The organism is Staphylococcus lutrae (assembly GCF_002101335.1).
GTDB classification, from domain to species: Bacteria; Bacillota; Bacilli; order Staphylococcales; family Staphylococcaceae; genus Staphylococcus; species Staphylococcus lutrae.
The window spans coordinates 2,221,625-2,245,006 of record NZ_CP020773.1 but is presented as its reverse complement, the minus strand read 5'-3'; the positions used below and the strand labels follow the sequence as shown (position 1 = coordinate 2,245,006).

Sequence of the window (23,382 nt, the reverse complement as noted above, 5' to 3'; positions counted from 1 at the left end):
CCCTCTGCTCCTATCTACAATCCTCCAAATCTTCTTTGTCGCGATTGATAAATTTTAATACATGCTTTTAATTCAGCCTCGTCGAAATCTGGCCACATTTTCGCATTAAAAATAAACTCACTATACGACAACTGCCAAATCAGAAAATTACTAATGCGTTGTTCCCCGGAAGTACGAATCAGTAAATCTGGATCAGGATAATCATGCGTCATTAAATACTTTTGAAAACATTCCTCAGTAATCGCGTCGATGTCTTGTTCAGTAGCCGTACGCATCTCTTTCATCAACCTTTGTACACCATGTACAATTTCTGCCCGTCCTCCATAATTTATTGCAAATATTAAAGTTAATCCATCATTGGTAGATGTTTTCGTTTTTGCTTCTTCAATGGCTTGGATCGTTTTTGCAGGTAAATCGTTGATGAACCCAATCGTTTCGACTTTCACATTTTTTTCAATGAGTTCTGGTAGAAATGAATTCAAAAAATTAACAGGCAATCCCATAATATAGTTCACTTCATCGTCGGGTCGTGACCAATTTTCTGTGGAAAAAGCGTAGAGTGTTAAATATTTAACCCCCAACTCACTCGCTGCACGTGTAATGGTTTTAATCGTTTGCATGCCTTGGTAGTGCCCTTTAATTCTTGGCATTTTACGTTGTTTAGCCCAACGACCATTGCCATCCATAATAATCGCAATATGTTCAGGTATACGATGTAAATCAATGTCATCAACATGGTTTTGAGTGTCATTATTTTTCTTGAATTTCTTAAACATGCGCGTTCCTCCGAGCCTATTTCGTCTCTTAAAATATTATAATCTCATAAGCGTACAATTATCTACCATTTTAACATACTCAATTACTGCATTGAATAAACAAAGAAAAAAACTGTACCAAAGTCGTACTCGGTACAGCGGTATAATAGATTAATGTCACTACAGTCTACCTATGAAATTGGACTGCGTTCACTCATCACACTATTATCAAACATTACAACGAACATGATGACCGTATTGATTAGACTGACATAATATCCTTTTCTTTATCGGCCACGATTTGATCGATCTCCTTAATAGATTCATCCGTAATTTTTTGCACTTCGTCTGCACCATTACGTAACTCATCTTCAGAAATGTTGCCTTCTTTTTCTTGTTTCTTCAATGTATCGTTGGCGTCACGTCGAATGTTACGAACAGACACTTTAGCATTTTCACCTGTTTTTTTCACTTCTTTAACAAGTTCCTTACGGCGTTCCTCAGTTAATGCAGGCACCATAATGCGAATCACTTCACCATCACTCGTTGGATTGACACCTAGGTTCGCTGCGAAAATGGCTTTCTCAATATCACTGATTGATGATTTATCATACGGTGATACGACAAGCAAGCGTGCTTCTGGCACATTGATGCTTGCCAATTGCTGAACAGGTGTTGGCGCACCATAATAATCGACTTCTACACCTGCTAATAAATTTGAATTTGCACGTCCAGCATTAATTTGAGCCAATTCACGAGATAAATTTTCTGCTGATTTTTTCATACGATTTTTTGCATCTTGAATAATTTCTTTCATTGTTCTGCACCTCTATATTATTTTGTAATAATTGTACCGATATCTTCACCTTGAACAGCACGTTTAATGTTACCCTCTTCCATTATCGAGAAGACTTTTAACGGGATATTGTTGTCCATACAGAATGAAGAGGCTGTCGAATCCATTACTTGTAATCCTTCTTGTAAGAGTTGGAGATAGGTTAAACGGTCATATTTTATCGCATTCGGATCAACTTTAGGATCTGCTGAATAAACACCATCCACATTGTTTTTACCCATTAAGATTACATCTGCCTCAACCTCAGCTGCACGTAAAGCAGCAGTGGTGTCTGTAGAGAAATAAGGGTTTCCGATACCTGCTGCAAAAATAACAACGCGATTTTTCTCTAAATGACGAATGGCGCGACGTCGAATATACGGTTCTGCAACTTGCTTCATTTCGATAGATGTTAATACACGCGTATCACAGTCCAATTGCTCAAGACTATCTTGTAAGGCCAAGGCATTCATTACCGTTGCGAGCATCCCCATATAATCCGCAGTTCCGCGATCCATCCCGAGATCACTTCCCGTTTTGCCTCGCCAAATGTTTCCTCCACCGACGATAACAGCAATTTCAGTATCCATTTTCGCAACTTCAGCAACTTGTTGCGCAATACTTTTAATAATGATTGGATTAATCCCAAAGCCTTTATCGCCTGCTAATGCTTCTCCACTCAGTTTCAAAACAACTCGCTTATATTTTGAAGTTTCAGTCATTATTCTAACCTCTCTATTCGTATTATGTAAAACAATACAAGTAAAGAAGACACAATAAGTATCTTCCTTGCACACGGCTTCAATCATGCATTGAAGTCATGCAAAGGAGGACACGAAAGGTGTCTTCTTTCTTATACAAAACCGTGCTAATTATTTCATTTGTCCTTTAACTTCATCAGCGAAGTTTTCTTGGCGTTTTTCAATGCCTTCACCCACTTCGTAACGAACGAAGTCAACAAGTTGTCCACCTTTAGATTTAAGGAAAGCTTCAACTGTTTGATCTGGGTTCTTAACGAAGTTTTGGTTAACTGCACAAATTTCTTGTAAATATTTACGCAAACGACCTTCTACCATTTTTTCAACGATATTTTCTGGTTTACCCTCATTTAATGCTTGTTGTTTTAATACTTCTCTTTCGTGGTTAAGCTCATCTTCACTCACTTGATCTGAAGACACATATTTAGGGTTGATTGCTGCAATATGCATTGCAACATCTTTCGCTGCTTCTTCATCTGTTGTTCCTTCAACAACTGAAAGTACACCGATACGGCCACCCATGTGTAAATAAGCACCAAACGCATCATTATCCGTTTTAGTTCTCATTTCAAAGCGACGTAAGCTTAATTTTTCACCGATTGTTGAAATCGCTTCTGTCATATGTTCAGAAACTTTTTTACCATTTGGTAATGTTGTTTCATTTAATTCATCAACTGTACTTACTTTAGTTTCAAGAATTTGGTTAGCAATTTCTTTTACAAGTTCTTGGAAACCTTCGTTACGTGCAACGAAGTCCGTCTCAGAGTTGATTTCTACGATAACTGCTTCATTACCTTTTACTTCAACATGTGTAATACCTTCTGCAGCAATACGGTCTGCTTTTTTCGCAGCTTTTGCAATCCCTTTTTCACGAAGGTAGTCAATTGCTTTATCGATGTCTCCATCTGTCGCTTCTAACGCTTTTTTACAATCCATCATTCCTGCGCCAGTTTTTTCACGTAATTCTTTAACAAGTTTAGCTGAAATTGCCATTCATGATTCCTCCAATTAAAATCGAATATTTATTTTAAAAAAAGGTGATAAGCATATTTATCTTATCACCCATTTCAAGATGCGTCTTAGTTAGATTCAACAGTTGCTTCAGTGTTTTCTGTCGCTTCAGTTGATACATTTTCTGCTGTTTCATCTTCAGTTAAATCGATGTCTTGTTCAGCAGCCACTTCTTCATTTGATACACCTTGTTGACCTTCTAAGATTGCGTCTGCCATCTTACCAGTTAACAACTTAACCGCACGAATCGCGTCGTCATTCGCTGGAATAACATAGTCAATTTCATCTGGATCGCAGTTTGTGTCAACAATACCAACGATAGGGATGTTTAATTTACGCGCTTCTGCAATGGCATTACGCTCTTTACGTGGATCAACTACGAATAATGCTTGTGGCATTGATTTCATTTCACGAATACCGCCTAAGAATTTGATTAAACGGTTATATTCTTTTTTAAGCTCTATGACTTCTTTTTTAGGAAGTACGTCAAACGTACCATCTTCTTCCATTTTTTCAATTTCAGAAATACGTTGAACACGTTTAGAGATTGTTTTATAGTTTGTTAAAATTCCACCTAACCATCTTTGGTTAACGTAGAAGTGGCCTGCACGTTCTGCTTCTGCTTTAACAGATTCTTGTGCTTGTTTTTTCGTACCAACGAATAAAACTTTACCGCCTTCTTCAGAAACTTGTTTGATGAAATGATAAGCTTCTTCCACTTTTTTCACTGTTTTTTGTAAGTCGATAATATAAATACCGTTTCTTTCAGTGAAAATGTACTTTTTCATTTTTGGGTTCCAACGGCGTGTTTGATGACCGAAGTGAACACCCGCTTCTAATAATTGCTTCATTGAAATAACTGCCATAATTTAAATTCCTCCTATTGGTTTACATCCGCCATGCACACTCATATAAAAACGATAACCATTCTTATCGCACCCTTTTATACTTCGGTGATACATGTGAGTTTTGACTTTTTCAGCCGCATATTAATATAGCACAATATGCGGCAAATTGCAATATATGAATTCATTTATTCTGAACGCGATAACTCATCTAAAAATGCGGCTTTCTTCACTTTAATAAACGTCCCTTTCATTCCTAAAGAACGCGACTCAATGACACCCGCACTTTCTAATTTTCTCAATGCATTGACAATCACAGAACGCGTAATGCCGACACGGTCAGCCACTTTAGAAGCAATTAATAAACCTTCTTTGCCACCAAGCTCCTCAAAAATATGATCGATCGCTTCTTTTTCAGAGTATGACAATGAATTAATTGCCATTGAAATGGCTGCTTTATCACGTGCTTCTGATTCAATTTCGGAATGTTTTTCACGCAAGATTTCCATTCCAATTACCGTTGCAGCATATTCACCAAGAATCAAATCATTATCTTCAAACTCATCAGCCACTCGACCTAAAACAAGTGTTCCTAAGCGTTCGCCGCCTCCAATAATTGGAAATACAGTTGTTTTTGAGTTTTTAAATACATCTTCATTTTCAGGTGGAAATACTGATAAGTCATCATCAATCGAGATATTAGATAATGTTTCATATACGTGCATTAACTTTTCAGTGTAAGCTTCAGGAATATGGCGATCCTCTAACATCTTAATAATTCGTTCGTTTTTAAGTAATTCATTTAAACAAGATCCCAATATTTTACCACGACGAGAAACAATGAATACATTCGTTACAGTGACTTTACTTATCGTTTGGGCAACATCTTTGAAATCAACTGAGATCCCTTTATGTTTTTGTAACAAACTGCTCAATTCTCTAGTTTTCGATAATAAGCTCATGTCATATCTCCTTTTTTTCTTATAAAATAAATTCGCTTAAATCTTTGTTTGTCGAAATTGTTTTTAATTTATCATCTACATACTGAGGGGTAATATCCACTTGTGCATGCGGCATGTTTGGCGCTTCAAAAGATAAATCTTCTAACATTTTTTCTAAAATCGTATGCAAACGGCGCGCCCCGATATTATCCGTTTCTTGATTGACGTGATATGCCATTTCAGCAAGACGATAAATCGCTTCATCTGTGAAATTTACCGTAACAGTTTCGGTTTGTAACAACATTTCATATTGTTTGATTAAGGACAATTTAGGTTCTTTCAAAATACGTACAAAATCGTCTACTGACAGGTCTTGTAATTCTACCCGAATTGGAAAACGTCCTTGAAGCTCTGGAATTAAATCGCTTGGCTTCGAAACATGAAATGCACCTGCCCCGATAAATAGCATATGTTCCGTACTAACAGTACCATATTTTGTTCTCACAACGCTACCCTCAAGAATAGGGAGAATATCACGTTGTACCCCCTGTCTCGATACATCTTGTCCACCGTTTTGGTGTGAGGTTGCAATTTTATCAATTTCATCAATAAAAATGATTCCCATTTGTTCAGCGATGTCTAGTGCTTCTTGGTTCGCTGTTTCGTGATCGATCATTTCTTCAGCAAATTGATCAATCAATATTTTACGTGCTGTTTTTACCGGCACTTCTTTTTCCACTTTTTTCTTTGGCATAAGTTGATTCATCATTTCTTGCATTTGCTCGTTTTGGTTCACGCCAAGCATCCCCAACGCACCAGGATCTTGTGCAACTTTCACTCTGACTTTTTCGTCTTCAAGTCGGCCTCTGAGTAATTGCACACGAATGTCTGATCGTTTCGTTTTAATCTCTTCTGTTGGTGGTTCTTCCTCCTCTTCATCTTGCTGCTGACCAAAATTTGGGATAGCCCCTCCAAATAATGATTCCAATGGATTGCTTGAATTTTGATTCGCCTTTTTCTTTAAACTCGGCACGAGCAATTTCACTAACTTATCATTTGCTTTTTCCGTTGCCGCATCAACAACTGCTGCTTTTTTCTGATCGATAACTAAACGAACTGCGACATCAACGAGATCCCGGACCATACTTTCAACATCTCGTCCGACGTACCCCACTTCAGTAAATTTTGTTGCTTCTACTTTTAAAAATGGGGCACCCACAATTTTCGCCATACGTCTGGCAATTTCAGTTTTCCCTACACCTGTGGGACCAATCATTAAAATATTTTTCGGAGCAATCTCTTGTTTAATTTCGTCATCAAGGAGACTCCGACGATATCTATTTCTCAACGCAATAGCTACTTTCTTCTTAGCATCCTCTTGTCCGACAATGTATTCATTAAGTTTTGATACGATATCTTTTGGTGTGAATTTAATTGCATTACTCTCCATGCTCGATACCTCCATTATAATTCTTCCACAGTGATGTGATCGTTAGTGAATACACAGATTTCTGAAGCAACTTTCAGACTTTCGTATGCCATTTCACTTGCGCTGAGTTGTGATGCATGTCGTTTTAAAGCACGACCCGCACTTAAAGCAAAGTGACCACCAGATCCAATGGCAATTAAATCGTCATCAGGAGAAATCACTTCACCTGTTCCACTGACAACGAGAATGTGGTCTTTATCCATGACAATGAGCATTGCTTCAAGTTGTCGTAGCTGCTTATCTCCTCGCCACTCTTTTGCGAGTTCTACTGCTGCACGTTCAAGATTTCCACTATACTGTTGTAATTTTCCTTCAAATTTTTCAAACAATGTAAATGCATCTGCAACACTTCCTGCAAAGCCAGCGATGACGCGACCGTTATACAACTTTCTCACTTTTTTGGCTGTTTGTTTCATAATGACCTTCTCACCTAAAGTCACTTGACCATCACCAGCCATTGCCGCACTACCGTTGTGTCTTACTGCATAAATTGTTGTTGCATGTATTGATGAACCCATGTATGATTACTCTCCTTTTTTCGCACGCGGATGTGCCTTTAAATAAACATTGCGCAATTGACGATTCGTCACATGTGTATACCGACTCGTCGTTGATAAATTGACATGTCCCAACAAACTTTGAACCGTTCTCAAATCTGCCCCTTCATTCAGCAAATGCGTGGCAAACGTATGTCGCAGTTTGTGCGGATGAATCGCAGTCACCCCCGCAGTTCTTTTGACAATATCATTTAACACGTAACGGACGCCACGCTCAGTAATGGGCTGTCCTTTTAAATTCGTTATTAAATACGGGTGACTCACATTTTGAATCGGTTCAAACGCATCAAGATACTGAACGATACTTTGTCTACAAAATTCCCCGAAAGGGATAATACGCTCTTTGTTCCCTTTCCCTAACACTTTGATCCAACACATGTCCAGATCAACATCAGTCACTTTTAAAGAGACCAATTCCGAAACACGAATTCCTGTTGCATAAAATAGTTCTAGAATGACTCGATCTCGCAAACCTTTGCGCTGATCTTCAATGACTGTTCGAAATAAAGCGTCCATTTCTTCTGTGTAAAAGAAAGAGGGCAGATAGCGCTCTTTCTTCGGATGAACCAATTGGACAAATGGGTTAACGATTTCTGCTTCAACCGTCATCCAAAAAGCATAAAAGCGACGTAATGTGGAAATTTTGCGTGAGACAGACGTCCGCTGCAACCCCATATCATAAAGCGTTTGTAAATAATTACGAGCATCACGATAGTGAAAACTTTCTAAGTCAAGTTGTTCCTGCGCAAGAAAACGATTAAATTGAACGAGATCATCATGATACGCTTTTAACGTATGTGCTGAGAAAAAACGTTCCCTTTTTAACATATCTAAAAATTGTTCTTGGATTTGTCTCAATTCAAAAACCCCTCCATCATTTGCATTGTAGCACAATGATGAGGGGAACTGCATTGATTATACATTGAATTTTTGTATTTATCAAAATTTTGCTTATTTTGTCATTAATAATATTTCTTTATAAAGTCTGTTTGAAGTGATCAAGATAGTCAAGTGCACGATATGCTAATGTTTCATATCGTTCTTTTTTATCTTTAATCCGTTGTTCAAGTGGGGGCACAAGTCCAAAATTAGCATTCATCGGTTGGAAATTCTTGTTGTTTGTCGCATGTGAAATATAATAGGCCATACTCCCGATCATTGTCTCACGTGGGAAGATGACGTCGCCTTTGTCAAGCATGCGATGGGCTAAGTTAATTCCAGCGACCATGCCACTCGCCGCACTTTCAACGTAACCTTCAACACCAGTCATTTGACCCGCAAAAAATAAATTTTTACGATTTTTGAATTCATAGTTAGCGTTTAAAACTTCAGGCGAGTTGATAAAAGTATTACGATGCATGACACCATATCTTACAATATCAACGTTTTCCAGTCCTGGGATAAGGCGAATCACTTCTTTTTGCGCGCCCCATTTTAAACGCGTCTGAAACCCAACGATATTATACAACGTCCCAGCTGCATCGTCCTGTCTTAATTGAACGACTGCGTATGGTCGTTTTCCTGTTTTCGGATCTTCTAATCCTACAGGTTTCATAGGGCCAAACAATAGCGTTTTTGGCCCTCGCGCTGCCATCACTTCAAAAGGCATACACCCTTCGAAATATTTTTCTTTCTCAAAATCATTCATTGGCGCCACTTCAGCTGCAAGTGTGGCTTCATAAAAACGATTAAATTCTTCCTCTGTCATCGGACAATTTAAATATGCGGCTTCACCTTTATCGTAACGTGATTTCAAATAAACTTTCTCCATATCAATTGAATCTTTTTCAATGATTGGTGCTGCAGCATCGTAGAAGTAAAGTTGATGCGCGCCAGTTAAAGCAACGACTTCCTGTGTGAGTGATTCTGATGTTAATGGGCCCGTTGCAATAATTGTTGGCCCATCAGGAATCGATGTCACCTCTTCATTCCGCACCGTGACATTGGGATGATTTTTCAACACATCTGTAATATATCCTGAAAAATCATGCCTGTCTACAGCAAGTGCCCCACCTGCTGGAACACGCGCTTTATCAGCCGCAGTAATAATTAACGAATTTAAGCGACGCATTTCTTCTTTTAATACACCGACTGCATTCGTTAACGAATTGCCGCGCAGTGAATTTGAACATACGAGTTCAGCAAATTGTGGGGTATGATGGGCTGGTGTTTGTTTGACCGGTCGCATTTCATATAAATTGACATGAATGCCACGTTCGGCCAATTGGAATGCCGCTTCAGAACCCGCTAAACCCGCACCGACAATATTAACAGATGCCATAGTTTTTCCCTCACTTTAACGCTCTTTTATTTTTGTTCTGCTTCTTTATAGTCACAATTTGTACAAACGACTTGTGTTGTTCGTCCTTTTTTATGTTCTGCCAATGCATGTTGACATTTCGGACAATCTCGACCAACAGGTTTATCCCAAGCTACAAAATCACATTCGGGATAATTAGAACAACCGTAAAAAACGCGGTTTTTCTTAGATTTCCGTTCAACAACATCACCTTTTTTACATTTTGGACACGTGACACCAATCGGCTTCGTAATCGCTTTCGTATTGCGACAATCCGGAAAATTTGAACAAGCCATGAATTTACCGTAACGTCCCATTTTAATGACCATAGGATGTCCACACACTTCACAATCTTCTCCAGCCGGTTCATCTTTAATCTCTACTTTTTCCATTTCTTCTTCAGCACGTTCAACATCTTGCTTGAAGCTATTGAAAAAGTCACCAACAACTTTTTTCCATGCAATGTCACCATCAGCAATTTTATCAAGTAATGTTTCCATGTTTACTGTGAAATCAACATCAATGATTTCTGGAAAATATTCTTTAACTTGTTCATGAACAATTTCACCTAATTCAGTTGGCACAAACCGTTTATTTTCATTTTTGACATAATTACGCTTTTGAATGGTATCAATCGTCGGTGCATAAGTTGAAGGTCGACCGATTTTAAGTTCTTCCAATGTTTTAACCAATCGCGCTTCTGTATAGCGTGGTGGCGGTTGAGTAAAGTGTTGTGCTGGATCAATTTTTGTTGCAAGCACTTCATTTCCTACTTCGAGTTTTGGCAAACGATTTTCTTTTTCTTTTGCTTTATCATCAGTGGTTTCAACATATAACGTCATGAACCCTTTAAATTTCACCGTTTGACCATTGGCTCTGAATTTTACGTCATTTTGTGTCAAATCAACTGCGACGGTATCCAAAATTGCAGGGGCCATTTGACTGGCAACAAATCTTTCCCAAATCAATTTATACAAACGGTATTGATCACGTGTCAAGAAGTCTTTCATTTCTGACGGTGTTCTTAAAGTGCTTGTTGGACGGATGGCTTCATGTGCATCTTGATCGCCTTGTTTTCCTTTTTGTACGGTTTTAGATAAATAGGCTTCGCCATACGTCTTTTCGATATATTGTTTGGCCTCGTTTTGTGCATCTTTAGAAATACGTGTAGAGTCTGTTCTCATATATGTGATAAGACCAATTGTGCCTTTACGTTTTAAGTCAATACCTTCATACAACTGTTGTGCGACCATCATCGTTTTACGCGCCTTGAAATTTAATTTCCGCGCTGCTTCTTGTTGTAGCGTTGATGTTGTAAAAGGTTGTGAAGGCTTACGTGTCTTTTCTTTTTTCGTCACATTGGTAACCGTAAATTGATTGCCGTCTAACGCTTTAGTAATCACAGCAACATCCTCTTGTGTCGTTAGCTTAAACGGCTTGTCTTTATAATGAAGAAACTTAGCATTAAATTTTGATTTGCCGTGACGAAACTCACCTTCAATTGACCAGTACTCTTCTGGTTTGAAATTTCGTATTTCGTTTTCACGATCAATCACTAAACGTAATGCAACAGATTGCACACGTCCGGCTGATAGCCCTTTTTTAACTTTTTTCCATAACACAGGTGAAATGTTGTAACCTACTAATCGGTCTAGCACACGTCGTGCCTGTTGCGCATCGACAAGATTCATTTCTATTCCACGCGGATGTTTAAAACTTTCTTTAACTGCGTCTTTCGTAATTTCGTTAAAGACAACGCGATTTTCTTTACTATCTTCAAGCTCTAAAATATTTGCCAAGTGCCATGCAATTGCTTCACCTTCACGATCGGGGTCACTTGCGAGAAAAACTTTTTTTGCCTTTTTCGCATATCTCTTTAAATCTTTGACAACAGGCCCCTTACCACGGATAGTAATATACTTAGGTTCATAGTCGTGCTCCACATCCACACCCATTTGACTGCGAGGAAGATCCCTTACATGTCCCATTGATGCGATGACTTTATATTTCTTACCTAAATATTTTTCTATAGTTTTCGCTTTTGCAGGCGATTCAACAATGACAAGATTATCTGCCAATGTAGTTACCCCCTTGCTATTTCTGTTTACAAAGTTAAATGATAAACGGTTATTTTTATATTTGTCAATCTTTTGTATTGATTTCACAAAGCATTAACATTTCATTAAACGTAATCTTTCAAAATATCTTGTGCCGATAAAACAATCTCCGCGCCTTCTTTCACACGTAACATGTTCCCTCTTGTATGCAAATTAAAAAAATCTCCAGGCAATACATAAACGTTACGATTTTGTTCTAATGCCTGATCTAATGTAATCAATGCCCCACTGCGTTCTTTTGCTTCCGTCACTAATACCCCTTTTGATAATCCACTAATAATTCTATTTCTCTCTGGAAATCTAAATTTTGCGATGGGCGTGTGTGGTGGATATTCACTAATCGTGAGATGTGTAGACTCAATCATTTGCCTTAGATGAGAAGTTTTTGAAGGATAATGATGAAAATGACCAAAACCGAGCACACCAATCGTCGGTAAGTGCTGTTGCAACGCCTGCTGATGCGCAATTGCATCTGTACCATTAGCCAAGCCTGAAACAATGACAAGTGGGTGATGTTTAAATGATTGGAATAGTGTTTCTAATACTTGCGGGGTATAATCTGTATGCTGCCGTGCACCGACAATTGCGAGGCATCTGCAAGAATGCTGTAATAAATCAAGCTGACCTTTACAAAATAAGACGAACGGGGGATCATAAATTTCTTTTAATAACGAAGGATAATGAGGGTCATTTATCGTCACGGGGATAATCTGATGTTCCTGTAAAGTGGATGCAATCCATTGAATATCCAGTGTTTGTAGTCGTTGCAATTTATGTCGAATGGTCGCTCTTGGAAATACTGTGGCTATTTCAGTTAAAATCTGAACTAATGAGACCTTTTTTTCTGTTAAATCAAGTAAACGTGGATAAAATCTATGAATTTGTTGTGTCGTAAAACCTGCATAAATGAGTAAGAGTAAATAATGTTTTAACATACGGTCGTCACCTCTAAGATGTCATTAAAAAAGGATTAAAAGAGAGAATCATAGAATGAGTGAATAAGGGGATGCAATCATTGAAAAAGCGCCGTCATCCATTGAAATGGTTCAACAATCAAGGGCATTACAAATCACATTGACAAAAGCGGTTCGAATTGAAACGAAATCCCTTTCAATTCGAACCCTTATTTTGAGTATGATTATCCTATGCTCATTGCCAACGTAGATATCATTTTTAATGTACAAAAACAATTCGATATATGGTTTGCCATTACATAAAAATATGCAATGCGCGCTATATCACCATTATTTTATCGTTAATAATGACTCGTAAATTCCAGCTTCTTTAGCTGCTTCAATTAAAGTGACACCGATTTCAGAAGGTGTAGCTGCTGTTTTCACACCACAGTCATTTAATGTTTTAATTTTTTCAGCTGCTGTCCCTTTACCACCTGAAATAATCGCGCCTGCATGGCCCATACGTTTTCCTGGAGGTGCAGTTTGACCACCGATAAAGCCGACAACAGGTTTTTTCATGTTCGCCTTAATCCATTCAGCCGCTTCCTCTTCAGCAGTTCCACCGATTTCACCAATCATTACAACCGCTTTCGTCTCTTCATCATTGTTGAATGCTTCTAGCACATCGATAAAGTTTGTCCCATTTACTGGATCTCCACCGATTCCGACTGCTGTTGATTGACCGATACCTTCTTCAGTTAATTGATGTACCGCTTCATATGTTAAAGTACCAGAGCGTGAAACGACACCGACATGACCTTTTTTATGAATGTAACCTGGCATAATACCAATCTTTGTTTCATCCGATGTAATCACACCTGGACAGTTTGGTCCTACGAGACGCGTCTTTTTACCTTCGAGATAGCGTTTAACCTTAATCATATCAATAACAGGAATATGTTCTGTAATACAAATCGCTAAATCTAATTCCGCATCAACACACTCTAAAATAGCATCTGCTGCGAATGGTGCAGGGACGTAAATGACAGAAACGTTACCGCCAGTTTCTTTCTTTGCTTCTTCTACAGTGTTGAATACAGGAACCCCTTCAACGACTTGGCCACCTTTACCGGGTGTAACACCTGCAACAATTTGCGTTCCATATTCTAACATCTGTTTAGTATGGAAAAGGGCAGTCGACCCTGTAATACCTTGTACGATTACTTTTGAATTCTTATCTACAAATATACTCATTGTAGTTGTCCCATCCTTTCCTTACGCTTCGTTAACAAGTTTAACAATTTTTTGTGCACCTTCAGCCATCGTATTCGCTGGTTCAATTGCCAAACCTGAGTCTTTTAAGATTTGCTTACCTTCTTTTACATTTGTACCTTCAAGACGTACAACTAATGGTAGTGTTAATTCAACTTCTTTCACTGCCGCAACGATACCTTCAGCGATGACATCACAACGCATGATACCACCAAAGATATTTACAAAAATACCTTTTACGTTATCATCACCTAATATAATTTTAAAGGCTTCAGTTACTTTTTCTTTAGTTGCACCGCCACCTACGTCAAGGAAGTTTGCAGGGTTACCATTAAAGTGATTAATCGTATCCATCGTTGCCATTGCGAGACCTGCACCATTGACCATACAGCCGATGTTACCGTCTAAAGCAATGTATGATAAGTCATATTTAGAAGCCTCAATTTCTTTTGGGTCTTCTTCTTCTAAATCACGCAATTCTACGATATCTTTATGACGGAACAATGCATTGTCGTCAAAGTTGATTTTTGAATCTAACGCCAGAACATCACCTTCACCTGTTAAAACAAGCGGGTTGATTTCCACGATAGAACAGTCTTTCTCAATAAACACGCGATATAACGCCGTTAAAAATTTCACTGCTTTATTGATAGACTCTTTTGGAATATTAATATTAAAGGCAATACGTCGCGCTTGGTATGGTGCCAAACCAACCACTGGATCGATGGATTCTTTGAAGATTTTTTCAGGGTTTTTCGCTGCGACTTCTTCAATCTCAGTTCCGCCCTCTTCAGATGCCATTAACGTCACACGGTCTGTTGCACGGTCAATGACAAAGCCGACATAGTATTCTTTTTGGATGTTCGCACCTTCTTCAATGTAAAGTCGTTTTACTTCTTTACCTTGAGGGCCTGTTTGGTGTGTAACGAGTACTTTTCCAAGAAGTTCATTCGCATATGTTTCGACTTCTGATAAAGACTTCGCAATTTTCACACCACCTGCTTTACCACGTCCTCCTGCATGGATTTGTGCCTTTACAACATATACATCTGTGTCTAACGCTTTAGCTTTTTCAACTGCTTCTTCAGCTGAGAAAGCAACACGCCCTTCTGGTACTGCTACGCCCATAGAGCGAAAAATTTCTTTTCCTTGATACTCATGGATATTCATACTCCATCCTCCTGTTTCTTAAGGTTAAGTTCATTTACAATTATAGGAAATGTAAGCGTTATTGTAAACAGATAGCCCTGGCCTAGCCGTTTATTTACGCCTCATTTTCAAAACAAAGAAGCTAAGATACAGCTGCTTCTCGCACCTTATCTTAGCTTCTTATATTTCTTCAACGGTTAAACGATAACCATTTACGTTCACTTGCTGATTCTCACTATTTGTCAGCTTGAAAAGTAATTTGCGTGTCATCATCCATTGGTACATGAATCGTCTTCTGTTCTTCTTCTGTCGATTCAACAGTAAATTGATGTTCTTTTAATAAACGAATTAAATCCGCTTGTGATTCATCAGCGATTGAAACGTTTAAATTCTCCTCAATTTCTTGCTTAATCTTCTCCAATTTGTCTTCATCATTCGTAATCGCTAATTCTGTTTCTTCAAAGTGAACAAGTACTTTATATAATTTTTGTAATGTTTCATTCATAGATTTCAAATCCCTTTCTTTTGTTGGACATTACTTATAGTAAAACATAGTCTCATTATTTTTCAAAAGAATTCGCTAATATGAAGATGTGAAATTCAATTTATTTCTCAATACTGAATACTGTTCTCTCAGTCGGATTCACGTGTGCACATTGATTTGATCGGTTCAAAGCTCCGACGATGTATCGGAGTGATCCCATGTATTTTCAATCCTTCCAAATGATTTTTTGTACCGTATCCAGCATTTTGACTAAAATCATATCCTGGATATTGTTGATCATAATCCACCATTAATTGATCACGATACACTTTAGCGATGATACTTGCTGCTGCAATAGAGACACTTTTAGCGTCCCCCTTAATGATGGCTTGCTGAGGTGCATTCAAACCTTCCAAAGTCATCGCATCGATTAAATAATGCGTAGGCTTCAAACGTAATTTTTGCACTGCTCGGTACATCGCTAATTTTGTCGCTTCATAAATATTGAATGTGTCGATTTCTTCAGGAGATGCCATGCCAATTTGCCAATCCAGAACATGCGCTTTCAACTGTGCATCAAGCGCTATCCGTTTAGCACTGGATAATTGTTTAGAATCATTAATCCCTATAAATTGATGTTGCGCTTGCAAAATCACTGCACTTGCAACAACCGGACCTGCAAGCGGCCCTCTTCCCACTTCATCAATACCACAAATCAATGCTTGGGGATCTTGATTCAAAATCGCTTCTTCAAATTGACACATTGCTTGGTAGGATTGTTGTAATGCCTTTACCTTTTCAAGTTGCTTAATCCGACTTGAAAACGCTCGTTGCACACCCTTCCGTGTATCTCTCATACTGGGATGTGCATATAATTGTTCAAGGGTCTCAATTTTTTGAAGTGCTTCTTTGATTTCTTTGACCGTTCTTACTTGTGCCATCTATATCTCCTGCATTTCATTATACAAATCTAAACAATATGTCCCTATTTTGGCATTTCTTATGTCGTAAATAATCAGCTCAATCACCGCTTCATAATCCACTTCATTGCCTCTTTGTAGGAGTCCACGCTTACGCCCGATGGCATCGAACCATGCTAATATTTCAGCATCGCGCGCAACATCAACTTTATAATGCGCTAATAACTTTTCATAATCATGTGCAATCATATATTCTAGACCAAAAATTGCTACTTCATCCAAATGGACAATACTATCTTTAATTGCTCCTGTTAAACTTAATTTTTTTCCAATTAATTGATCTTCAAATTTTGGCCATAAAATACCTGGTGTATCTAACAATTGTAGCGCTTTACCTACCTTAATCCATTGTTGTTGTTTTGTAACGCCTGGTTTATTGCCTGTCTGCGCAATGGCACGGTTCGCAAGTTTATTGATTAATGTTGATTTACCTACATTAGGAATCCCAACAATCATCGCGCGAATCGCTCTCGGTTTTAATCCTTTTGCTTTTTCACGCTCAAACTTTTCTTTAGTGACTTCAATCGCAGCGGCCTCAACCTGTTTCAAACCTTTCCCATGTTTGGCATCGACTGCAACAGGAATCGCTCCTTTAGCTCTGAAAAAAGCAAACCATTTTTCCATTTCTTTTAAATTCGCCATATCTTTTTTATTGAAAATCACGACACGTGGTTTTTGTTGAATGACTTCATCAATCATTGGATTTCTTGAGCTAAAAGGAATCCGTGCATCGACTAGCTCAAAAACAACATCTACTTTTTTTAATTGTTCACTGACTTCTCTTTTTGCTTTGGCCATATGACCTGGATACCATTGTATTACCATATTTTTAACTCCTCTTGTTTATCTTTCAAATCGTCTTTTTAAATTTTATATGTTATATTAGTGATTAGTTTTAAAGTGATATTTAAATGATATTTTACTGTGTACTGTAGCTGTTCTTATACCAACTTAGTCGCACCACATCATCGCTATCCTCTTATCAGTATAATGAACTTTATCATCAAAAGCTATGCACAATCTAACGTCAAAAAATGAAAGTAGGTTGATGAAATGATGGACGCAACTCGATTGTTTGAAATCGTACGCTTTGTCATTGTTGGCGGCATCAATACAATCAATTATTATATCGTCTATTTGATTTTACTGCGCTTATTACATGTGCACTATTTGGTGAGTCATATCATTGGGTTCACCATAGCATTAATCATTTCTTATTTTTTGAATTGTTATTTCGTATACAAAGTGAAACCTACATTAAAAAAATTTTTAGCTTTTCCACTTACACAATTTGTCAACATAGGAACACAAACGTTATTTATATTTCTTTTTGTTGAATTACTGCATTTAAACGCGACGATTGCACCTTTTGTTGGACTCATCATCACGATTCCCGCGACTTATCTGCTCTCTAAATACATTCTTAAAGATTAATATGTTAAATTTCAATGTATCCCGACTTCGTTTAGGACGAAGTTCCACTGCATGCACGCCAGTTTTGATGCAGTCTGTAGTATCCATATCAAACTGTAAGAAAGAGTGAAAAAGTTGAAAAATTATAATCAAAATGCTTTAATATCTCGTTTTTTTAAAGTGTGCTTCATTGCATGTTTGGTAGGGGCAGTCGTCTATGTTCCAGTCATTTATCGTTTTCTACACGATGGTATCATTTATAGCGGGAATGGTGACGGATTTAAACAAATGATGCCCTTTCAACGCTTTTTATATGAACACTTTTCACAACACCATTCTTTTTATGATGTCGGTTTTGGGTTGGGTGGCGATTATTGGACAGACTTAGCTTATTATTACACAACTTCCCCAATGATGTACCTTAACTTCATCTTTGTTGGTCTTGGACAGTGGCTTTTTCATCTCAATCCAAGTGAAATAGAATTTTGGCCAGGGAATCAAATCTTCACAGCCTATTTGCGCTGTATCTTCACCTTTCTAGCCGCTTATGGTATGTTTCGAAACTTTAAGCTCGAACGATTTTATAGCCATTTGGGCGCCATGCTTTATGCAACCTCATCAGTCGTCTATTACTTTAATTTTACTTGGTCTTTTTTTGGTGATATTTTAATCTATTTGCCACTCTCAATTTGGGGAATCGAACGTTTTTTCAGACGTCGTCGTATCGGTTTATTTATTATTGCCATCGCTTTGACTTTGTTTTCTAATTTTTATTTTAGTTACTATGAAGCCATTGTTTTGACTATTTATTTAATATATCGCATGATTCTTCCACATCCTGATGACCAAGTCCACCGTTGGCAAAAATTGTACTTGCTCATTCCAGCTGTTGTATGTAGTGTCTGTATTGCCTCATTTGGCTTTTTCACAGGGGTACGCTCATTTTTAAATAATGATCGTCAAAGCAATGATGTCGTCATCTCACCCATTATCGATTTTTCGCAAAAGTATCATATTTTCACGAATGGTTTTTATATTACAATTACTTTTATTGCACTTGTTGCACTCTGTTCTTTTAAACTTTATCGACATTACCATTATAAAATGGTTGCTATTCTGACATGGATTTTATTGATTGGTTCATTTTCACCATATTTTGATAGTATGTTTAATGGTTTCTCATTTCCTCAGCGCCGTTGGATTTATGTACTCGCACTATCAACAAGCGCTCTAATGACGTTATGGGTCAAACATTTTACAGAACTACATTTCAAAGCATTTTTGCAATCGCTCATTCCAGTTGTAATTCTCGGCATTGCGACGCTTATTTTTTCCCGCGGTGCAATGTGGTGGATAATCATGAGCCTATCTATTTTAGTCCTTGTTGCTGTCCTGATTTATAAACAGCGTTCGCTCTCAGGACTCATGCGTACGATAATATTCTCGCTGTTTGTAGTCCAACAGTTCATTTTATTGATCAACTATCATCACAATAATATTGCAGCGTATCAATCTAAAATGGGAGACATGAAAGCACCGGACTATCATAGCGATGTTTTACAACGCTCTATTAACTCGATTAAACAGCAGCAGTCACCATTACAACGTATTGATTATATGAGCCTTTATGCAGTGAACTCAAGCATGATTTATAACTTTAATGGGGTTGCACTGTACTCTAGTATTTTCGACGGCAATATTTTAGATTACTATGATCGACAAATGCAAATCAATATGGGCTATGACAGCAATAGTACGTATCGTTTATTAGGTGATCGACAAAACTTATATGCACTCTGGGGTGTGACAGATCGTATCAAAAATGCACCAGATTCTACGCTGCCATATGGAATGAAAAAAGTACAAACGATTCAAGACCATCATCAAGCTTGGACACACTCACAACAAACGATAGATTATCCAAGTGCGCATTTGACCTCTCGCGTCTATAACGCAAATGATCTAAAATCACCGTTAGATCGTGAACAAGCCATGTTAGAAGGTGTCGTACTTGATGATCAAAAAGCCAATCAATCTTTCAAACCGAACCCTAATCTCTTATCGCAAGCAGTTGTCACGCCACGAGATGCGTCTATGACAGACGATATATTAACCGTGCACCATAAAGATGGCGGCGTTGATATCCGGTTGCCTGAAAACATACGACAACGTTATCATGACTACTACATCGAAATGGATCTCGAACTATTATCACCGAATCAACCACATTATTTAAAACTAGATGATTTTTATCAACGACGTACGAAACTTGACTATGCCTATCGTCGTTTCGTCACACCAGTAACCATTCGTGTACCGGTGCGAGATACGATGCAACTCAAATTAAAAAAAGGAGATTATCGCTTTCAGCTCAAGGGGATTTACGGTGAAGATTATGCGACATTAAAACGTGCCGCTTCGGAAGTGACGCCTGTTAAAATCGAAAAAGACACGCGCAGTTTGACAGCACACTTCAAGTCAAATAAAAACCAATATCTCGTGTTACCCCTCCCATATCGTGATGGCCTGCAAGCTGAAGTGAAGGGGCGCACACGCCCTGTCCTTCAAGGTAATGGATTAATGACAATCATTCCAGTCAACAAAGGGGATCATGAAGTGACATTGACCTATGTCCTGCCATATTGGGGCTTATTCACAATTTTAACCGTACTAGGACTCATCGGTACACACGTTTATCGTTGGTGGCTACGTCTGCAAAAATAGCACAGTGATTCACCATCGTTCAACTTTGTATCGCCTCATTATAGAAAAAAAAAACGATGCTTTGCTTTCTAAAAGACATACCTTCATTATTGATATTCAATCAGGTATTCAGCGCTTAAAGTGACGCATCGTTTTTCATTTTTTGTACATTTAGCAATAAGATTGGCCAAATAAATTTCAGACACACACGTGGATATCACTACCAATCTGCATTTATTTTTAAGAATAATATTTTTATCATATATACATAGCATTTTATAAACCGAAGAGTTAAAATGATATTATATTAAACTTCATAAAGGAGGTGATTTTTTGAATCCCCTTGTAAATACATTTCTCGATTTTGAGGTGCAACTTTTTAGTCGTATCTCTCATTTTTTGATGTCCTTATATGAACATTTCAATTTTCCTTGGCTTATTTTAATCATTGTCCTCATTTTTAGGAAAGATATTTCAAAAATGCTTATACGCGTCAGTAGCATTGATTATGAAAAAAATGCCGGTAAGGTAAGCGTATTATTTTCAACTATGAAACATTTAGAATCCCAAATGGAAGGATCAGAACAGCAACAAATCGATGAATATGGAGAAGATATCCGAGAGCGTGTGCACTTAGATCAAGATCCTAAGTTTGTAGGCGAGATGCCTTCTTATGATTATTATTTTAATCTCGTTCATAGGCCAGCGTTTACTTGTAAATCAATCGCAAAATATGGCTATTTCAAAACGATTGAAGATTTATACAAGGCTTATCTCTTCCTCACAAAAGACTATTCTAAAGTGCATCACCCGCCTAGTGACATTATTGAAAACATCTATGAAACAGCGATGGACATTAAAAGAAATCGTGGCCTTTTATTTGACGAACAATTTATAGCGAAATATAGAAGGTTTATCGCATTAACCTACATGGGGCTTGTTGAAAATAATAAAAATAGTGAATAAGTTGCGACATAGAAAGAACGTCTTGATGCCATTTTTCAAAGATGAATTAAAGGCAATCAAGTATACTTTTATAACAACAAACAGGGCTGAGACCTCGAAATGTCCCAACCCTGTTTTAATATTTGTATTTGGTATCTTCAAATTAACGAATTTCTTGGATACGTGCAGCTTTACCGCGAAGGCTACGTAGGTAGTAAAGTTTCGCACGACGGACTTTACCGCGACGTTTCACTTCGATTTTCTCAATTTTTGGTGTATGAACTGGGAATGTACGTTCAACGCCTACACCTGATGAGATTTTACGAACTGTGAAAGTTTCAGAAATGCCACCACCACGACGTTTGATCACAACACCTTCAAAGACTTGGATACGCTCACGGCTACCTTCAACAATACGTACGTGTACACGTAAAGTGTCACCTGGACGGAATGTTGGAATATCTTCGCGTAATTGTGATTTTGTAACTGCTTCAATTAACTTATGATTTGTCATAATTTATTCTCTCCTTCAACCTATGTTCTTGCCTTGACAATGTATAGCAGCGGATCATAGTGATATTCGTGTTTCCACACTCAGAATATACTAGCATACATTCAATTTTTTTTCAATGTTCTTTTTAATGATTGTACATATTTCTGATCTTCTGTCGTAAGTGGATAGTGTTCTAACAAGTCAGGACGCTTCATGAATGTTCTTTTCAATGATGCTTCATGACGCCATTGCGCAATTTTCGCATGATCCCCAGAGAGCAATACATCAGGAACCGCCATTCCTTCATAATGGCTCGGCCGCGTATACTGCGGATATTCCAAAAGACCACTCGAAAAGGAGTCGTCTTCATGTGACACTTGATTGCCTAATACACCTGGAAGTAAGCGCACAATCGCATCTGTCATCACCATCGCAGGCAACTCGCCGCCTGTTAATACATAATCTCCTACCGAAATTTCATCTGTCACTAAATGTTCTCTAATTCGTTCGTCGTATCCTTCATAGTGACCACAAATAAAAACGAGATGTTCCGCTTCTGCTAATGATTCAGCCAATTTTTGATTAAACGGTTGTCCCTGAGGCGTCATTAAAATAACACGCGTCTGATCCGACATCTCCAATGCACGCATCGCATTAAAAATAGGTTCCGGTTTCAACACCATGCCTTGCCCACCCCCATAAGGATAATCATCCACTTGGTGATGTTTATTATTGGCATAATCTCGAAAATTAATTAATTGTGTCTCTAAGTATCCATTTTCTTTCGCACGCTTTAAAATGGATTGATTGAGCACACCTTCAAACATTTCAGGAAAGAGCGTCAAATAATCAATTTTCATTCGTTTAACAACCCTTCTAATGGCGTAATGACGATGCGACGTCCTTCAACGTCAACTTCTTTAACGACGTCAGCAATATACGGAATTAAATGTTCTTTATCACCTTTAACAACCCAAACGTCATTCGCACCCGTTTCGAAAATTTCTGTTACACGGCCAATGGGACGGTCGCCATCAAACACTGTACAACCGATAATATCTGAATAGTAAAACTCATGCTCATCTAATTCAATCGCTTTATGATCTCGTTCTTGAAAAAGATGTGTCCCTTTCAAATGTTCAATCTCATTAATATTCGTATAGCCTTCAAACGTCAACATATGTAACCCTTTATGCATACGATGTGAACGTACGGTTAAATCCAGTGTTTTACCTTGAAATTCTGCTTGTAACACTTCACCCGGTTGAAAGCGCACATCTGTAAAATCAGAATGCGACTGCACTTTCACTTCACCTTTAATTCCATGTGTATTCACAATTTTACCTACTTCTACGTTCATTTACTCACCCTCCTATCAAAAAATATAAAAAGGTGAGATAGAAGCACTTTTATCAAGTCGCTTCTTATCCCACCTTAACA

Annotated in this window: 23 protein-coding genes; 3 read left to right on the top strand and 20 right to left on the bottom strand. The window is 38.0% G+C overall.

The window, feature by feature from the left end; genetic code table 11:
• Window positions 1–14 precede the first annotated feature (14 nt).
• From B5P37_RS10450 to ylqF, 17 genes are all read right to left on the bottom strand, one after another.
• Window positions 15–776: an undecaprenyl pyrophosphate synthase gene (locus tag B5P37_RS10450; RefSeq protein WP_085238154.1), complete on the bottom strand. Its 762-nt coding sequence runs from the start codon at window positions 774–776 to the stop codon at window positions 15–17.
• Window positions 777–1,017: 241 nt separating this feature from the next.
• Window positions 1,018–1,572, bottom strand: a complete 555-nt coding sequence (frr, locus tag B5P37_RS10445; RefSeq protein ID WP_085238153.1) for a ribosome recycling factor — start codon at window positions 1,570–1,572, stop codon at window positions 1,018–1,020.
• A gap of 17 nt (window positions 1,573–1,589) precedes the next feature.
• Window positions 1,590–2,312, bottom strand: a complete 723-nt coding sequence (gene pyrH, locus B5P37_RS10440; RefSeq protein ID WP_085238152.1) for a UMP kinase — start codon at window positions 2,310–2,312, stop codon at window positions 1,590–1,592.
• 150 nt (window positions 2,313–2,462) lie between these two features.
• A complete protein-coding gene (gene tsf, locus B5P37_RS10435; RefSeq protein ID WP_085238151.1) occupies window positions 2,463–3,341 on the bottom strand; it encodes a translation elongation factor Ts in 879 nt (292 codons plus the stop codon).
• 86 nt (window positions 3,342–3,427) lie between these two features.
• On the bottom strand, window positions 3,428–4,225 hold the full coding sequence (gene rpsB / locus B5P37_RS10430) for a 30S ribosomal protein S2 (protein ID WP_085238150.1): 798 nt from the start codon (window positions 4,223–4,225) through the stop codon (window positions 3,428–3,430).
• 167 nt (window positions 4,226–4,392) lie between these two features.
• Window positions 4,393–5,166, bottom strand: a complete 774-nt coding sequence (gene codY, locus B5P37_RS10425) for a GTP-sensing pleiotropic transcriptional regulator CodY (protein WP_085238149.1) — start codon at window positions 5,164–5,166, stop codon at window positions 4,393–4,395.
• Window positions 5,167–5,185: 19 nt separating this feature from the next.
• The gene (gene hslU, locus B5P37_RS10420; RefSeq protein ID WP_085238148.1) at window positions 5,186–6,595 is read right to left on the bottom strand and encodes an ATP-dependent protease ATPase subunit HslU; all 1,410 of its coding nucleotides are present in this window, start codon (window positions 6,593–6,595) and stop codon (window positions 5,186–5,188) included.
• A gap of 14 nt (window positions 6,596–6,609) precedes the next feature.
• On the bottom strand, window positions 6,610–7,152 hold the full coding sequence (gene hslV / locus B5P37_RS10415; RefSeq protein ID WP_085238147.1) for an ATP-dependent protease subunit HslV: 543 nt from the start codon (window positions 7,150–7,152) through the stop codon (window positions 6,610–6,612).
• A 6-nt stretch (window positions 7,153–7,158) separates the two neighbouring features.
• Entirely contained in the window at window positions 7,159–8,049 is an 891-nt protein-coding gene (gene xerC / locus B5P37_RS10410; protein WP_085238146.1) for a tyrosine recombinase XerC, read from the bottom strand.
• Between the two features lie 118 nt (window positions 8,050–8,167).
• Window positions 8,168–9,472, bottom strand: coding sequence for an FADH(2)-oxidizing methylenetetrahydrofolate--tRNA-(uracil(54)-C(5))-methyltransferase TrmFO (gene trmFO, locus B5P37_RS10405; protein ID WP_085238145.1), 1,305 nt, complete (start codon window positions 9,470–9,472; stop codon window positions 8,168–8,170).
• 26 nt (window positions 9,473–9,498) lie between these two features.
• The gene (gene topA, locus B5P37_RS10400; RefSeq protein ID WP_085238144.1) at window positions 9,499–11,568 is read right to left on the bottom strand and encodes a type I DNA topoisomerase; all 2,070 of its coding nucleotides are present in this window, start codon (window positions 11,566–11,568) and stop codon (window positions 9,499–9,501) included.
• A gap of 104 nt (window positions 11,569–11,672) precedes the next feature.
• A complete protein-coding gene (dprA, locus tag B5P37_RS10395) occupies window positions 11,673–12,542 on the bottom strand; it encodes a DNA-processing protein DprA (protein ID WP_085238143.1) in 870 nt (289 codons plus the stop codon).
• A gap of 309 nt (window positions 12,543–12,851) precedes the next feature.
• Window positions 12,852–13,757 carry a succinate--CoA ligase subunit alpha gene (gene sucD / locus B5P37_RS10390; protein WP_085238142.1) on the bottom strand — a complete coding sequence of 302 codons (906 nt, stop codon included), beginning with the start codon at window positions 13,755–13,757 and terminating at the stop codon, window positions 12,852–12,854.
• Between the two features lie 21 nt (window positions 13,758–13,778).
• Window positions 13,779–14,945 (bottom strand): ADP-forming succinate--CoA ligase subunit beta, encoded by a 1,167-nt coding sequence (gene sucC / locus B5P37_RS10385; RefSeq protein WP_085238141.1) that lies wholly within the window; start codon window positions 14,943–14,945, stop codon window positions 13,779–13,781.
• 214 nt (window positions 14,946–15,159) lie between these two features.
• Window positions 15,160–15,429, bottom strand: a complete 270-nt coding sequence (locus B5P37_RS10380) for a hypothetical protein (protein ID WP_085238140.1) — start codon at window positions 15,427–15,429, stop codon at window positions 15,160–15,162.
• 128 nt (window positions 15,430–15,557) lie between these two features.
• Window positions 15,558–16,349, bottom strand: a complete 792-nt coding sequence (locus tag B5P37_RS10375) for a ribonuclease HII (RefSeq protein WP_085238139.1) — start codon at window positions 16,347–16,349, stop codon at window positions 15,558–15,560.
• Window positions 16,350–17,213, bottom strand: a complete 864-nt coding sequence (gene ylqF, locus B5P37_RS10370; RefSeq protein ID WP_085238138.1) for a ribosome biogenesis GTPase YlqF — start codon at window positions 17,211–17,213, stop codon at window positions 16,350–16,352.
• Window positions 17,214–17,441: 228 nt separating this feature from the next.
• On the opposite strand from ylqF, the gene B5P37_RS10365 reads away from it, so the two are divergent.
• The 3 genes from B5P37_RS10365 to B5P37_RS10355 all read left to right on the top strand — a co-directional run bounded on the left by B5P37_RS10365 (window position 17,442) and on the right by B5P37_RS10355 (window position 21,470).
• The gene (locus B5P37_RS10365; RefSeq protein ID WP_085238137.1) at window positions 17,442–17,822 is read left to right on the top strand and encodes a GtrA family protein; all 381 of its coding nucleotides are present in this window, start codon (window positions 17,442–17,444) and stop codon (window positions 17,820–17,822) included.
• A gap of 114 nt (window positions 17,823–17,936) precedes the next feature.
• The gene (locus tag B5P37_RS10360; RefSeq protein WP_085238136.1) at window positions 17,937–20,525 is read left to right on the top strand and encodes a YfhO family protein; all 2,589 of its coding nucleotides are present in this window, start codon (window positions 17,937–17,939) and stop codon (window positions 20,523–20,525) included.
• 528 nt (window positions 20,526–21,053) lie between these two features.
• A complete protein-coding gene (locus B5P37_RS10355) occupies window positions 21,054–21,470 on the top strand; it encodes a hypothetical protein (RefSeq protein ID WP_244898614.1) in 417 nt (138 codons plus the stop codon).
• Between the two features lie 142 nt (window positions 21,471–21,612).
• Here the strand turns inward: B5P37_RS10355 and rplS are convergent, their stop codons facing one another.
• The 3 genes from rplS to rimM form a co-directional block, all read right to left on the bottom strand.
• Complete coding sequence (gene rplS, locus B5P37_RS10350; RefSeq protein WP_085238134.1) at window positions 21,613–21,963, bottom strand: 50S ribosomal protein L19; 351 nt, start codon at window positions 21,961–21,963, stop codon at window positions 21,613–21,615.
• A gap of 101 nt (window positions 21,964–22,064) precedes the next feature.
• Window positions 22,065–22,802 carry a tRNA (guanosine(37)-N1)-methyltransferase TrmD gene (trmD, locus tag B5P37_RS10345; RefSeq protein ID WP_085238133.1) on the bottom strand — a complete coding sequence of 246 codons (738 nt, stop codon included), beginning with the start codon at window positions 22,800–22,802 and terminating at the stop codon, window positions 22,065–22,067.
• Window positions 22,799–23,302 carry a ribosome maturation factor RimM gene (rimM, locus tag B5P37_RS10340; RefSeq protein WP_085238132.1) on the bottom strand — a complete coding sequence of 168 codons (504 nt, stop codon included), beginning with the start codon at window positions 23,300–23,302 and terminating at the stop codon, window positions 22,799–22,801. Before rimM ends, trmD begins: the two co-directional genes overlap by 4 nt.
• Window positions 23,303–23,382 lie beyond the last annotated feature (80 nt).